At 53.8% G+C, this 14,785-nt stretch carries 14 protein-coding genes; 8 read left to right on the forward strand and 6 right to left on the reverse strand.

The window, feature by feature from the left end; genetic code table 11:
- Positions 1 to 234: 234 nt before the first annotated feature.
- Positions 235 to 939, reverse strand: coding sequence for a GntR family transcriptional regulator (locus Abci_RS07630; RefSeq protein WP_048838516.1), 705 nt, complete (start codon positions 937 to 939; stop codon positions 235 to 237).
- A gap of 579 nt (positions 940 to 1,518) precedes the next feature.
- On the opposite strand from Abci_RS07630, the gene Abci_RS07635 reads away from it, so the two are divergent.
- Positions 1,519 to 1,968, forward strand: a complete 450-nt coding sequence (locus Abci_RS07635) for a hypothetical protein (RefSeq protein WP_048838517.1) — start codon at positions 1,519 to 1,521, stop codon at positions 1,966 to 1,968.
- Between the two features lie 225 nt (positions 1,969 to 2,193).
- Positions 2,194 to 4,122, forward strand: coding sequence for an acetate--CoA ligase (gene acs, locus Abci_RS07640; protein WP_261766287.1), 1,929 nt, complete (start codon positions 2,194 to 2,196; stop codon positions 4,120 to 4,122).
- A gap of 70 nt (positions 4,123 to 4,192) precedes the next feature.
- Here acs and Abci_RS07645 read toward each other — a convergent pair whose 3' ends face one another.
- Complete coding sequence (locus tag Abci_RS07645) at positions 4,193 to 4,645, reverse strand: CHRD domain-containing protein (protein ID WP_048838518.1); 453 nt, start codon at positions 4,643 to 4,645, stop codon at positions 4,193 to 4,195.
- A 158-nt stretch (positions 4,646 to 4,803) separates the two neighbouring features.
- Positions 4,804 to 5,055, reverse strand: coding sequence for a DUF1653 domain-containing protein (locus Abci_RS07650; protein WP_181015828.1), 252 nt, complete (start codon positions 5,053 to 5,055; stop codon positions 4,804 to 4,806).
- Here Abci_RS07650 and Abci_RS07655 point away from each other — a divergent pair.
- On the forward strand, positions 5,054 to 5,662 hold the full coding sequence (locus Abci_RS07655) for a hypothetical protein (RefSeq protein WP_244877617.1): 609 nt from the start codon (positions 5,054 to 5,056) through the stop codon (positions 5,660 to 5,662). The two genes, Abci_RS07650 and Abci_RS07655, sit on opposite strands and share 2 nt — an antisense overlap.
- Before the next feature lie 27 nt (positions 5,663 to 5,689).
- Positions 5,690 to 5,992, forward strand: coding sequence for a hypothetical protein (locus Abci_RS07660; protein ID WP_048838520.1), 303 nt, complete (start codon positions 5,690 to 5,692; stop codon positions 5,990 to 5,992).
- A gap of 12 nt (positions 5,993 to 6,004) precedes the next feature.
- Here the strand turns inward: Abci_RS07660 and Abci_RS07665 are convergent, their stop codons facing one another.
- On the reverse strand, positions 6,005 to 6,931 hold the full coding sequence (locus Abci_RS07665; RefSeq protein WP_048838521.1) for an SAM-dependent methyltransferase: 927 nt from the start codon (positions 6,929 to 6,931) through the stop codon (positions 6,005 to 6,007).
- Positions 6,928 to 7,314: a DUF423 domain-containing protein gene (locus tag Abci_RS07670; protein WP_084597578.1), complete on the reverse strand. Its 387-nt coding sequence runs from the start codon at positions 7,312 to 7,314 to the stop codon at positions 6,928 to 6,930. Before Abci_RS07670 ends, Abci_RS07665 begins: the two co-directional genes overlap by 4 nt.
- 75 nt (positions 7,315 to 7,389) lie before the next feature.
- Between Abci_RS07670 and Abci_RS07675 the strand changes: the two genes are divergently transcribed.
- The 4 genes from Abci_RS07675 (at position 7,390) to Abci_RS14155 (ending at position 13,179) form a co-directional block, all read left to right on the forward strand.
- A complete protein-coding gene (locus tag Abci_RS07675) occupies positions 7,390 to 7,953 on the forward strand; it encodes a cob(I)yrinic acid a,c-diamide adenosyltransferase (protein ID WP_048838522.1) in 564 nt (187 codons plus the stop codon).
- A gap of 458 nt (positions 7,954 to 8,411) precedes the next feature.
- Entirely contained in the window at positions 8,412 to 9,101 is a 690-nt protein-coding gene (locus tag Abci_RS07680) for a hypothetical protein (RefSeq protein WP_048838524.1), read from the forward strand.
- 24 nt (positions 9,102 to 9,125) lie between these two features.
- Positions 9,126 to 9,593 (forward strand): hypothetical protein, encoded by a 468-nt coding sequence (locus Abci_RS07685; RefSeq protein WP_048838525.1) that lies wholly within the window; start codon positions 9,126 to 9,128, stop codon positions 9,591 to 9,593.
- Between the two features lie 181 nt (positions 9,594 to 9,774).
- Positions 9,775 to 13,179 (forward strand): autotransporter outer membrane beta-barrel domain-containing protein, encoded by a 3,405-nt coding sequence (locus tag Abci_RS14155; protein ID WP_048838526.1) that lies wholly within the window; start codon positions 9,775 to 9,777, stop codon positions 13,177 to 13,179.
- 160 nt (positions 13,180 to 13,339) lie between these two features.
- Here the strand turns inward: Abci_RS14155 and Abci_RS07695 are convergent, their stop codons facing one another.
- On the reverse strand, positions 13,340 to 14,776 hold the full coding sequence (locus tag Abci_RS07695) for an FAD-binding oxidoreductase (RefSeq protein ID WP_048838527.1): 1,437 nt from the start codon (positions 14,774 to 14,776) through the stop codon (positions 13,340 to 13,342).
- Positions 14,777 to 14,785 lie beyond the last annotated feature (9 nt).

A 14,785-nucleotide genomic window follows, 5' to 3' on the forward strand; every position in this document is an offset into this window, starting at 1 on the left:
ATAATATATTATTTGCAATATCATATATTACGCAAAAAAAACGCATATGGACTGTCCAGAGAACAGCCCCGTTTTCTGGCTAGCGAACGCGCATTCCCATGGGATTGAAAAATAAGGAAAATCTACCCTGTCGCCTGCATTTTGGGCGCGGTGTGGGTAGATTTTAGGCAGCGTTTTTGTGCGCTGAAAATGGGGTTGAAGAGGCGGTTGGTCTATGAGAGCCGGGTTCGGGCCTCAACCGGTTTGAGATAGCCGTCTTTTTTGGCGGAACACCTGTACGGAAATATCAGCAGCATGGAGGATGTGCGTGCGTGTCAAACTGGCAGCCAAGTCAGCATCCTTGGCGCGGCATGCTTCCAGAATGGCAAGATGTTCCGAGTCAGTCGTGTCTTTACGGCCCTCAATGCGTAAATGCCCGCGAATATAACGGTCCAGCCGAATATGCAGGTCATCAATCATGGCCAGAAGGCGTGGCTTGTTGGCTGCCGCATAAATGGCATTATGAAAGGCCCGATTGAGCGCCCCGGATTTTACCGCTCCATTACTGCCGCGAGTACCTTCTACAAAGGCCTCGTAAGCGTCTTCTATGCGGGCCAAGTCTACGCGGGTCATGTTCTGCACAGCAAATGCCGCGGCCTGTTCTTCCAGCAACGCGCGAATTTGCGAGTATTCCAGCACATCTGCTTCTTCCAGCCCCACGACCGTTGCGCCCCGATTGGGTAGAAAGGCCACAAGCCCTTCGGCTTCCAGATGTTTGAGGGCTTCACGCACAGGAATAATGCTGACCCCAAACCCGGCAGCCAATTCTGACTGAGGCAGTGGTTGGCCCGGCTCCAGCACATCTTCCAGAATGGCAGTGCGCAGGGCTGTGCGGATGGTTTCAGAGGCCGTGCCGTGTCCTGCAAACTCCGTTTTAAGAAAAAGGTGTGCAGGCAACATGCTTATAACGGGCTCCGGTTCGTTTCATTATCGTGTCGTTTTGCATCATAGAGAGCGTAACGGCTTTATGCCAAGGGGCCTTTGCAGGTTGTCATGGCACGGGGGTTTCAGGCTTCTGGGCTGTAAGGCCTGTGTGAACAGGCACACAGCGTGGTCACTATCGCGTGAGGCGGCAGCCAGAAAGCGACATGTTAGGGCTGTTATAGCAAACGCACGACACAAGATAAACATGGCCGTTGCGGAGGAGGGAGCGGCTGTGGGCAAGTGGTAGTACTACAAACGCTTGTTGGCACGCAGTCAAAACCCGTAACGCCGAAGATGCTGGCTCCATCAAAACTTTTCAGTGCTCAGATCATTTTATGAGGGATGAAAACGCGCACTCTGGAGCTGTAGAGAAAGGAGACATTTTGCCGATAACGCTGCTTTTGCCCCACCCATCAGGCAGGATTTTTTGAGGGCGGGCGTAAAAAAGCCAGCGTTATCTAGGGGCTGCCATGTTCCGTCCGCGCAGTCCGCCCGCTTGATCTTTCAGCATTTTGCGGGGCAGTTTGGCGCAATATTCCGCGAGGGAGATTCTTGATGAAGCTGTTTTCTGTCCGCGCCCTGCCGGCGCTTGCTGTTACCACCCTGTTGGCTGCTGCCCCTGTTTTTGCTCATGCAGCAGACACACCCGCCCCTGTCTCCAAAGGGGGAGAGCAGGCAGAAGCCGGTTCAAAAACTGCCACCCTGACTGACACAGACCTGTCCGGATATGTGGGTGGGGTTCACCCGGCCGAACTTGGTGGCCTGCTGAACTACTGTAATCAGGGTTCTTATGTTGATTACGATGACAGCTTTAAGGTGCTGCAGTCTTACAACAAAAAGACCAATGCCGTGCCAGATGGGCAGGAAGGCAACATGTACTACGCACGTGGTACGGCTGGCCAGTTGCAGGTGAACGGCAAGACGTACTCTATTGCGACCTCCAGCATTCCGGTACGCCAGAAAACCTGCAAAGCTGTGCTGGAACGTGCTAAAGCCGCTCTGTAATACTTGCCGTAGTAAGGTGCCTTTCTGTGTAGGAAAGGCGCGATAACTACAGTGCTAAAAGGCTGGCTTCTCTAAGGGAAGCCAGCCTTTTTGTTATTATAAAGAAATATTAATGTTGCGCGATGGCGCAGCCTCTCTTTCCCCCATGACCTGAATGTGACAAAGCCGACAGACCCCTGTCCGCAGGATGTCAGGGGCGTATAAGCACAGGAAAGGTGGGAGAACGTGTCAGAAGCGTTTGGAACCACCGGCGTGACACCACAGCGCGCCGGACAGTATCACGACATGGTGCAGGAAGCCGCCGCACACCCGGAGGCTTTCTGGCTACAACAGGCGCGCGGTCTGACATGGCATAAACAGCCTACTCACGCCTCCCGCAGTGATTTTTCCGGGGATGTTACGGTAGAATGGTTTGCTGACGGGCGTTTGAACGCGTCAGAAAACTGTCTTGATCGTCATTTGAGTACCCAGCCTGATAAACCTGCTCTGATATGGGAAGGGCAGGAAGACGGGCAGCGTGAAGTGCTGACCTATCAGCAGCTTCATGCCCGTGTGTGCAGGCTGGCCAATCTTATGCGTCGGCTTGGCGTCAAGAAGGGGGAATGCGTGGCAATCCATCTGCCTATGGTGGCAGAGGGGGTTATCGCCATGTTGGCCTGTGCACGTATTGGGGCCATTCATGTTGTGCTGTTTGGTGGCTTTTCTGCGGAAGGTCTGGCAGAGCGGCTGACAGATAGCGGGGCCGTGCTTGTTCTTACAGCGAACAGTGCCCGCCGTGGCGAAAAGCGCATACCCAGCAAAGTCACGATTGATGATGCCATTGTGCGGTGTGGCCAATCCTCCTGTGTAAAGCATGTACTGGTTGTGCCGGTAACGGATGATGTGGTGTCCATGCAGTCGGGCCGTGACCTGGATTATGCAGAAGCAGTAAGCCAGGAAGCGCCTGAGTGTCCGGCTGAGTCCATGAGCGCCCTTGACCCGCTTTTTCTGCTGTACACGTCAGGCAGTACGGGCCGCCCAAAAGGGCTGGTGCATAGTACCGGGGGCTATATGGTGTGGGCGGCATTTACGCATGCCACCGTCTTTGACCATAAACCGACTGATGTTTTCTGGTGTACGGCGGATATTAGCTGGATAACGGGGCATACTTACGTGGTGTACGGGCCACTGGCCAATGGCGGGACCATTATGGTTTATGAAGGCCTTCCTTCATGGCCGCAGCCGGGGCGTTGGTGGGACGTTATTGACCGCAATGGTGTCACCACATTTTATACGTCTCCCACGGTTGTGCGTGCCGCCATGCGGGAAGATGAGGCCGTTGTACGCAGTCGCTCCCTGAAAAGCCTGCGAATTCTTGGGACGGTAGGGGAGCCTATCAGCCCGGAAGCATGGCATTGGTTTCATGATGAAGTTGGGAAAGGCCAGTGCGCCGTCGTGGATACATGGTGGCAGACGGAGACAGGCGGGGTCATGATTACGGCAGCCGCTAACGCCATCACGCCTCGTCCGGGTGCGGCATCTCTTCCATTGCCCGGTGTTGCGGCAACGCTGCTGGACGCCCAGGGCGTTGAGGTAACGGGTGCCGGTGAGGGGCTGCTTTGCATGGCGCAGTCGTGGCCGGGGCAGGCCATGACAATCTGGCAGGATCATGCCCGGTATAGGCAAACCTATTTTACAACATGCCCCAACCATTATTTTACCGGGGACGGCGCACGGCGTGAGGCGGATGGGTATTACTGGATAACGGGCCGTGTTGATGATGTGGTGAATGTATCCGGGCACCGGATTGGCACAGCAGAAATTGAGGATGCCATTGCAACGGACCACGAGGTCGTGGAAAGCGCTGCTGTTGGTATTCCGCATGACCTGAAGGGGCAGGGGCTTGTTGTCTTTGTCGTGCCACGTGAAGCAGGCGTCTTCCATCCTTCTGCCGTAAACAGTGCGGTCTCAAAAGGGGTTGGCCGCTATGCTGTGCCCGAGAAAATATATGTTGTCAGGGACCTCCCAAAAACACGTTCAGGCAAGATTGTGCGGCGTTTGCTGCGTAAAATTGCGGCTCATGATCTGGAGGGCCTTGGGGACCTGTCTACTCTGGCCGACCCCGATATTGTGTCTGAACTGATTGCTGCCGTGAAGGAACAACAGGACGGCTAACAGCAAAAAGCGGGGCAGACGTAAATCGTCTGCCCCGCTCCTTTATCCGGCCCTCAAAGAAGGCTGGTTTTTATTTGCTGTCTGCTGGTGCAGGAACAGGGTTCAGCTGTGCCCGGACTTCACCATGTGGGTGCGCTGCTGTGCCAAGGCTGATGTAAAGTTTGCCATCTTTATACTGTTTGATCTCATCCGCGCTCAGCGTGATCGTGCCTTCGAGCGGAGATTTGAACGGACCCTTCAGCGTTTCAACCGGCTCAGCCGTGTCAGCCAGTGATTTTGCAGCCAGAAGTTCTGCTGCAACAACCGGACCAGACAGGTTGTTCCATGTCACGGTGTAGCTCAGCGCATTGTTACGCGTTTCCAGTGTGGCGCGTGCGCCGCCGGTCGCTTCGGAGGCCACTGCTTTCTGCGGTGCAAAGTGCCCCTGGGAAGCGATGGTTTCTGCGTGGGACAGAGCTGGCGCAAAAGCCAGAACGCCGGTCAGAAGAGCTGCACCAAAAGTAATAGAACGGTTTGAAATCATAGTATCCTCCTAGAATCGAAAGTATTCACTTTCTACGAAGACCTAAACGAGCACCCCCGAATAAGGTTCCATGACCGTTCATAAAATAAATGAATGTTAAAAATAAAATACCTCTATGATTTGGGCGGTATAGAATTTTTTATGGTTCGGTTTCGCAACTATAGCTGTGTTGTGGCCTCTATAAACGCAAAGCGGGGAACGCCATTAACTTGCTCTTGCCACATGGCCAAAGGGCGTACCCAATAGCTGCCAAGGGCTTCGCTACGGTATGTCACGAGCCATTCCTCGGTTTCACTGTGGCGTCCGACACAGAGAACAGTATAAAGTCCGCCTTTATAATGTCTGTACAGACCGGGTTTGGGGTGTTCGGGCAGTATCATGGTGTGTGTATTTTCAGGATGGGTATTCATGGTGAACAGGTTTTCCATAGCTTGCGGCAAGATCGCAACCTTGAACCGGTATTTTATGGTGCCCTCAGCTCTGGCCGTAGCTGTCTTAATTGCAGGGCCTGCTGCCGTACAGGCAAAGCGCCAGACACAGAAAGCCACGTCACAGGCGGCAGATCCGGTTATCATGACCCATCAGCCGGGTAGCCCGCTGGAAGCAGAAGTCAAAAAACTCAGCGGGGAAGATCTGGCAGCCGCGGCGCGCCATCATGAGACTCCGCTTATTCTTATAGGCTCAACACCTCTCTCAAAAGACAATAAGACCATTGGTCTGTTTGTGCAGGTGCAGGCGGCAAGCCTGTGTGGGTCCGCTGGTTGTTCAACAGACGTTTATATGAAGCGTGGTGGGCAATGGGTGAAAATTCTCGATTCCGTCAGCAGCCCGATCAGCCTGTTACACACAACGCATGAGGGGATGCGGGATATTCTGATTGATGGATCAGACCGCTGGATCTGGAGAAACGGGACTTATCACGATACGCTGGCAGCAACGGACCTGCCGGGTTTTAAAACATCTATTAAGAAACATCAGGCTGAAATGCGGAAAGAGGGACACCAGATTACTCAGTAAGTGTAATCCATAGATGTCAGGATCAGAATGACCAAGCCCTCTTCCTCTAAGCCCTCGGTCGCGGCTAGCCTGAAATATATCGTTCTCAAAACTCTCATCACCGTTGGGGTGACGGTATTGCTCATTGCGTTGCTGCGGGAGGGGCTGGCCGGTTTGCCCTGGGTGGACCATGTGTCTGGCGGGCATGTTGGGGCCACCATCCTGCAAACACTAGCGGTGGATGGCATAGCCCAGAGGCAGCAGGCTGTGGCGATAGGGCTTATGGTGGTGTGTTTTGCTGGTGCGGTATTGATCGTGCGGCTGGGGGAGCGCCTCTGGCGGCGCTCCTGACCCTTCCAGTCTTTACGATGCGGGTTTTTGCCAGAAAAAAGTCAGCTCATGCTTGTTTTGCGCAAGGTGCATCAGGTGCCCACCCTGGATGGCTTCAAACGCGGACACGGTTTCATGGTCTGTTTCGCCCTGAAACTTGACCGTCAACACAAGGCGTTCCGTCCGGCCTGACTCAATCCAGCGGTTGGCGAGGGCAAGCAGCCGTTTGGGGTAGGCGATGATGTCAGAAAACACCCAGTCGGCCTCAGGCAGATCTGTAGGTTCCAGACCAAAGGCGCTTCCCTGTTGAAAGCTGACTGTGGGCATTGCGGCAACGCGTGGGTCCAGCGGGGCGCGGTCTATTGCAGTCACGTTTGCACCAAGTTGCGCTATGGCCCATGTCCACCCGCCGGGAGTTGCGCCCAGATCAAAGCATTGCTGTCCCACTTGCGGCCAATGGCCCAGCCGTGTGCAGGCTTCCCACAATTTAAGGTAAGCGCGGGACGGAGGGCCAACCCGGTCTTCAATGAACTGGGGTGTCCCGTTCACGAAAGGGGTGGATTTCTTGGCGGAAAACAGGAGGGTTCCTGCATCCAGCAAGGTCCATGCTCCAAGCGGGCTGCTTGGGGGCAGGGTTGGAAAAACAAGAGGGGCCGCCTTGACCGGAGGGAGCTTCTCTTCAATCAGGCTGGCGCGGCGGAAACAGTCCGCAGCATAAAGGCTCCAGTTCCGCTGTATAGCGCGGAGTGTCTCGGCTGCATGACGAATGGACGTGATGCTGACGCTTTGTGGTTCCAGCCAGATATCCAGCGCCCATGGAGAATATAAAGCAGCCTGATGTGACAGCGCCAGACGGCCATGCCAGCGGTCAATTTGCACGCCGCGCCGGTTGAGGTCCTGCTCCAGAACAGCTTCCAGCCCTTCAGGTGCCAGCCATACCCCTTTAATCGGCTGTGTCATGCCCGGAGCGCCCAGGCAACGGCGAGTGTACACCAGGAGATAATAAGCAGGCTTCCCCCCGTAGGCGCGACATGGGCGGCATGATGGCCTGTCAGCGCGGTATAATAAACGCCCCCGCAAAACAGGAGTGTGCCAAGAAGCAGACCACACCCGGCGACGGCGATTAGCCGCGTAGGCCGTTGGCTAAGGGACACACCAAGTGCCAGAAGGGCGAGGGCGTGCCACATCTGGACTTCCATGGCATTATGCGCAATGGCGCGGCCGCCTTCTGCAAAGCGTGCATCAGGCAGGTGGGCGGTCAATGCACCCACTATGGTGCCGCTTGCGGCCAGAAGCGCACCAGAGATGCGCCATAAACGAGGGAAAGAAAATGTGCTGGGCATGATGGGCTGTATATAGGCGCATCTGCCTCCAGCGGAAACAGATAAAGCCATCCGGACCAAAAGGAAGAGAGACGTATGAGTATTCGTATAGACCGTGTTGTGACGCGTGGCGGAGATACGGGGCAGACCTCGTTGGGCGATGGGTCCCGTGTTTCAAAGGCTGCTGCGCGGATCGAGGCCATAGGCAGTCTGGATGAACTGAACGCCGTGGTGGGTGTTGTAAGGGCTCATAGTAAGGAAGGCAGTGCCGTCTATACAGAATTGATGCATGTGCAGAATTTGCTGTTTGATATGGGGGCCGATCTTTGCCAGCCTGATAACACAACGGGTAAAAAGGTGCCCCGGCGCGTTTCTGAAGACGCCGTATTCCAGCTTGAGCAACAGATTTCAGAATTACAGTCAGGCCAAGCACCCCTCACCAGTTTTGTGTTGCCGGGCGGTAGTCTTGCCGCCGCATGGGCACACATGGCCCGCACACAGGCCCGTAAAACTGAACGATGCTGCGTTGTTTTGGCGGAACAGGAGACTATTAATCCAGTATTGTTAAAAATACTAAACCGATTGTCAGATTATTTTTTTGTTTTATCGCGTCATTTTAATAATGATGGTCAAATGGATGTACTATGGGTGCCAGGTTAACAGAGTATTGTGGCGTTGAAGACCTGTTTTTTTGCCCGGTTTTATAGAATATCTGCACCAACATGCAGTGTAGATATGGCTTTTATAAAAAAGACCAAGTCAGTGTGTACGGGGGCGACAGAAAGTGATGTGACGGAATTGTTAGAAAAAACAGCAGAAATGATACAAAAAAGGCTAATTTCTGCGGGTTCTTTCTGTTGGAAATTAAGGCATGCTATGCTAAAACGAAAGCACGGAAAGGGTGGCGTGCTTTTATAGGTACAAAACATTTCCTGTATTTCACAATCTTCTATCGTGTTAAGGTTCCCAAAGTGCACCGTGTCTGAGTGCTCCTAAAAGCAGTCTGCTAAAATATTGCTCACTCTACCTTGTTGTGTTGAGTATTGAGCTAGTAGCAAAGACATGCGGGGAAATCTTGCAGTACCAGGAAAGTATAAAGCAGAGTGACTTCCGAATTCATGAAGACACCATCTTTTTTTTCAACATCCGTGGCTGATAAAAGCCAGGAAGAAGCATTTGAAGAAGCCTCATTGCGCAACGCTCTTGAGCGTATGGGGGCTGGTGGGCCTGCTCGCTCTCGTCAGCAGCAGCCGTCTCAGCGTCCCGCAGCTGATAACGCACAGAATAAACGCCGTCGTTTTGTAAAAGATGGTGATGTGCAGGTCGAAAAACATTCCCTGACGCGTACGCAGCCCCGTACACTGGCTGTGCCAAAAACATTTACAACATCTCGTGCCGCACATTTTTCTGATGATGAGGCAGGAGAAGTTTCAAAAATCCGTCGTCAGTTGGCGGAAGAGCGCCTGCGTGCGGAAGACGCTGAACGTCAGTTGGAAAACTTGCAGTCTGCCCAGAAGGGTATGGAAACACGGCAAGCCCACGCTGACCTGATGGTGCGGGAACTGACTGCCAAATTACAGGAACGCGATGCTGAGTTGAGCGAGCAATCCCGTATGGTGCGCAGCTTGCAGCGTGACCTTGAGCGCATGGAAGAAGAAGCGCAGGACCTGCGTAAAAAGCTTGAAGCCAAGCCGCGTGGTCGCCCCCGGATACGCCCGGTTGCAGCAGAAGCTGCAGAACTGGATGCCGAGCAGGATGATGACATCAGTGCAGATGAACCGCAGCCTGTAAAATGGTGGAAAGACTAAAAACAAGCCTGTAGGGTGACGGTAATGAAAAATAACTCCGTAACACCTGCACTGGTTTTTTTAATTGCTGATATTGCCGTAGGGGTAGCATTTATACTGCTGCCTCCACTGGTCATCAGTTTTTTGTTGCTGTTAAAAGATATTTTTGGCGTTCTGGTTCTGCCTTTCACCTTTCTATTTGGTCTGGCGGGGTGGTCGTCAGATATGTCGTCTCTGGATAGCGTGATGGGGGGGCTTACGCCTAACGTCACGCATCATCCTTTTCAGGCAATTTCTGCAGCTGGTTTATTGGCTGTGAGTGGACTCTGTTCCGTTCTGGCCTGTGCTGCGCCTTATGGTGCGCGCGTTGAGCGAGGTTTGGCGCCAGTCTTTACTGCTCTTGCGATGGTCTTGGGTGGGCTGGAGCTAAGCTTTATTCTGCTGCCGGGCCTGATTATTCAGCTTTATGCGTTGCGTCGACCCGAGATGGATTTTCTCTCCCGTAAAAAATAACGCCGTCAGACCGCATTCTAAGCATAAATTTGAAAGCCGCACTGCGCCACAATGCAGTGCGGCTTTTTTAACACACTCTATTTGTTTGTGTCGAAAAAGAAATAATTGGCATGGTGGTAAGATTAATTTTCCGTTACGCAATATAATTAAAGGTAATGAATTCAAAGAGAAAGCTACTTAAATGGTTCGTTTACGAAATTTGTCCTGCCGGATGTTTTTTCTAAGCTGCATTTTTGCCTGCCATGAACATCAGGCGCGCGCGGCAGAAATTCCGTTGGATATTATTACGGAAACAGACGTTGGTTCAGATGGCACGCAGTATATGTTTGGCCGTCTTGGCATCAAGGCAGGCGTAAACGGAGCAGACGCTAAAGAGTATTTTTTTGATACAGGATCTGATTCTTTCAATATTGCTGTTGGCATGGGGGGAAGCGCTCCGTCATGGTTCCCAACGCAAGCCGGAACACCCGTCAGTGCACCTTACGGCTATATGTATGGTGACGGCACATATGGTTATTTGCAGTCGGACACCACGGTATCCAGCGTCCAGTTTTATAATGGCACGACAGGCAAGCAGGTTGCAGACTATGCAACCTCCGGCGGTCTGGGCGTGGCACTTATTCAGGCGTCCATTGATACGGCAGACCGGCTTTATGGGGACACGCCCGGACAAATTATTCCCGGCACCACCCCAGGTCTGGACTCCTCCCAAACCTATTATCAGAACCTGACATGGCAACAGACACTGGATGCCGGACAGGCGCCTGACGAGGGGCATTTTTACGGTATTATGGGGGCCGGTGACTTCATATATCCCGGTGACAACGGCGGTGTGCCGGGGCAACTGACCAAAACGGGGTATATTGTAGAGGCAAATGGCACGGCGGCTACACCGGGTGACTGTGGTCAGGGCTGTCTGATTATGGGGCTCAATGCTGCCCTGCGGGCACAGTTTTTTGCGCAGGTGCCATGGCGTGGGGTGGTGGGTAAATTTCCGCTCTCGGGCGCAAATGCGGGCCATCAGTTCGATGTCATGTTCCAGTATGCGCTGGATAACGGGCCTAAAACGGTGGGTATGCCCACATTGCTGGATTCAGGTACCCCAACCATTTATGTCGGCTCTTCAGCCTTACTGGACCAGGCGCTTAAAGCCGGTATTACTGGCAGCGATGGTGGGCCGCAGGACGTGAACCCCGGCCATACGCTGAGCATTACTGGCAGCACGCCAAACGCGCAGACTGTCACGGTTACGACCGCAGATGGTAACCAGGGTGACCAGAGCGCACTGCTAACGGTTGGCTCCAATCCGTATACGCCTGATGGCTACACGCTGGAGGGTATTTCCTTTTTCCAGCATAACGCCGTTATGTATGACCTGGAAAAAGCAGTAACGGGCTACACGCCTTTTTATGTTTCTGACAGTAATTTTTCCAATGGCCTGACCATTACCAACGCTATGGGCCCCTTGGGTCTGGCAGGCGTTATTTCAGGCACGCAAGGCGTCAGTGTTGAAAGCGGCGGTATAGCCTATCTCACCAATGCAAATACCTATACGGGTGCTACCTCTGTTGCGCAGAATGCGTGGTTGGGCGTTGGCGGCCCTGGGAGTGTTGCACAGTCTTCCACTGTAAAAGTGGATGGCACGTTGGATATTGCCCATTCAGATGCAGGGCAGAGCATCCGCTCTCTTGATGGCGCAGGAACCGTGGTGCTGGGAGACAGCACGCTCATGCTCAGTCAGGCATCCGGCACGTTCGCAGGCTCTTTGAGAGATGATTATACGGATGGCGTAACGCGTCCGTCTGTCGTGCCGCTACCGGTTTTAACCGGTGGGGAAGGGCAAACCCATGGTGGCCTTATTATTGCCGCCGGGCAGGAAACCCTGACAGGCAACAGCAGCTACACAGGTAAAACCGGCATTTCTACCGGGGCGACACTCGCCCTGACCGGCACGCTGGAACAGACCCAGGTTGAAAATGCAGGCCATTTTCTAAATAACGGCACAACAACTGGCCTTGTGGCCTCGACAGGGTTCGTCAACGGCACAGGTAATTTTGCTGGTGGGTTGTCCGTAGTGCGTGGTGTTGTAACCCCAGGTGATACGAGTAACACTTTGGGCACCATGTCTGTTGCGCGTAACTTCACGTTGGGGGCCGGGGCCTCTTATCTTGTGCGCGTTGGGAGCAGCGCTGCCAGCCTGATTACCGTAAACGGTAAAGCGCAGTTGAACGGTGGCACGTTGGTCAGCACCGTGACCGCCCAAACCCGCGCACCCGAGTTGGGCCAGAGCTACACAATTCTGACCGCAACAGACGGCGTACAGGGGCAGTTTGGTAAAATTGAAAGTAACCTGACCGGGTCAACAGATTTGTATCCGTTCCTGACAACGGGAGTGGATTACGCCAAGAACAGCGTAGCGGTGGATGTTGCGCGAAGTGACATTGCTTTTGCGGCCGCTGCTCAGACCCGAAACGAGCAGAGTGTCGCAACGGCGCTGGATGGTATTGCACCAACAACCGATATAGCTCGGCCCATTACGTCTCTGAACTTTGCGCAGGCGCGTGGAGCGTTTAATGCGCTTTCAGGTGAAATTCACGCTTCAGCCCGTACGGCCCTTGTTCAGGATGCGTATGAAATTCGGGATGTGGCGATAGACCGCATGCGTGCTGCTGACTGTATGCTGGGCGCACAGAATGGTACCGCAAAAACCGCCGTGCATGGTCGCCTGAAAGCGCAGGACGCACATTGCCAGGCGGATGAAGGGGAAACCTTGTGGATGCAGGCTTATGGAAGCTGGAGCCATAATGGTAAAACCAGCAATGCAGCGGGCCTGAGCAATTCGACCAGTGGTTTTGTCATGGGTGCGGATACATCCCGGATTGAAAACTGGCATGTCGGGATGCTGGTTGGGTATGGGCATTCCAGCTTTTCTGCGAATGGCCGAGCCTCTTCTGGCCGCAGCGATAACGTAACGCTTGGTGGTTATGCCAGCACGCATTGGAACCGTCTGGCATTACGCATGGGCGCAACCTACACATGGAATATGCTGTCCACACGCCGTACAGTTGCATTTCCAGGCATGATGGACCGGCAGAACAGCAGCTATAATGGTGGCACAGCACAGGCTTTTGCTGACCTGGGCTACAGGTTTGATCTAGGCCGCGTCATGATCGAGCCGTTTGGCGATGTGGCTTATATCAACCAGCAAACCAAGTCTTTTCATGAGCGCGGCGGCGTTGGTGGGCTGCACGGATACGGGCTGGATACGGGTGTAACATACGCCACGTTTGGCTCCCGCATGGCAACCAGCCTGCATGTTGGAAAAGCGGTGCTTATTCCGGGTCTGACCTTGGGCTACCGCCATGCATTTGGCGCTCTGACGCCCACAACACGGTCAGCCTTCCTTGCTGGCAGCCAGGATTTTGAAGTCTCTGGTGTGCCATTGGTGCAAGATGCAGCTTTGGTAAAAGTGGGCGTGCAAACACACCTTACAAAACGCCTGCGGATTGGTATTTCCTACACCGGACAGTATGGCGGACATTATTCTGAAAGTGGCCTGAAAGGCTCTCTGTCCTGGGTTTTTTAAGAACTATGAGCGTGCTGCAAAAAGGATATTCCCCATTGCAGCACGGTTTTTCTAATCTGTTCTGTAAAAATCTATATTAAGTAAGTAGCTTTAAGAAATAGCGCAGGCCTTGGGGGCGGTGGATGTGTGAAAAACACCCACCGCCTTTTTTAATTGAGCTTTACTCGGCGTCGGGGAAAATTTTTCCGGGGTTCATAAGGTTTTTCGGATCCAGTGCGGCTTTGATTTTACGCATACTGTCCAGCTCTGCTCCGCCGCGCCAAGAGGGCATCATGTAGGTTTTTAATTGTCCTACGCCATGTTCTGCGGAGAAAGAGCCACCCAACTCCCGCACAATGCCAGCCACCGTGTCCATCATGGCGTGGTCCTGCGCCAGAAACGCAGCAGCGTCTGCACCCTCAGGCTGAACAAGGTTGAAGTGAATATTACCATCCCCAATATGGCCAAATGGCGCAACCCGTATGCCGGGTATCAGGTTTTCACAAGCAGCAGTGGCGCGCTCAATGAAGTCCGGAATGGTTGCCAGCGGTACGGACACGTCATTTTTCACAGAGGCACCAGCCCGCTTCTGGGCTTCTGCATGTTCTTCACGAATCATCCAGAGAGCCTGGCGCTGGGTTTCGCTTTCTGCCAGCACGGCGTCTGATACAAGACCATTTTCAAAAGCGGTGCCCAGGGTTTCTTCCATCAGGGTGCGCAGGCTGTCATCAGCACGGGGGCTTGCCAGTTCAACAAGCACATAAGCTGGAGCGGGCTCTGAAAGGGGCAGGGCACAGTTTTCAATAAGGCTGTTGACCAGCGCCATGCTGGTGCCGGACATATATTCGAAAGCCTGAATGGCTGCGGGGTCCTGTTTGCGGAAGGTTGCAAACAGGTCAAGTGCTGCCTGTGTATTCTGCACGGCGCAAAGTGCTGTTTCCCGAGAACGAGGCTGAGGCTGAAGCTGAATAACGGCTGTGGTGATAATGCCCAGCGTCCCTTCTGACCCAATCAGCAACTGGCGTAAGGCGTAGCCGGTATTATCTTTCCGGAGTTTGCGCATGACATTGAGCACGCTGCCGTCAGGCAGTACAGCTTCCAGGCCTAAAGCGAGTTCACGGGCATTGCCATACCGCACCGTATTGTTGCCGCCCGCATTGGTTGCCAGAACCCCGCCAATATCGGCAGAGCCTTCTGACGAAATGGAAAGCGGGAGCATTAACCCTTCCTTCAATGCTGCATCCTGTGCGGCTTTCAGGGTGACGCCAGCTTCCACCGTCATGGTCAGGTCTGCATGGTCTATGGCAATAATGCGGTTCATGCGGGTGGTGGAAATAACAACGGCTTTGCCGCTTGTGTCTGGCGTAGCGCCGCCCACCATGCTGGTATTGCCACCCTGCGGCACCATGGGCACGCCATACTGCACGCACAGGGCAACTGCCTTGGCGCAGGCCTCAGTTGTGGCAGGGCGCAGAACTGCGGCGCATTTGCCCTGATAGAGCATACGCCAGTCGGTACAATAGCTTTGTGTGTCAGATGTTTCCGTTAAAATGCCTGACGGGCCAAGCAGGTCTTGCAGGGCCGTGAGCAGCGGTGCGGGCAGGAATGTGTCAGGCATCGTGAAAAA

Origin of the sequence: Acetobacter cibinongensis, from assembly GCF_000963925.1 — a bacterium.
Classification (GTDB): Bacteria; Pseudomonadota; Alphaproteobacteria; order Acetobacterales; family Acetobacteraceae; genus Acetobacter; species Acetobacter cibinongensis.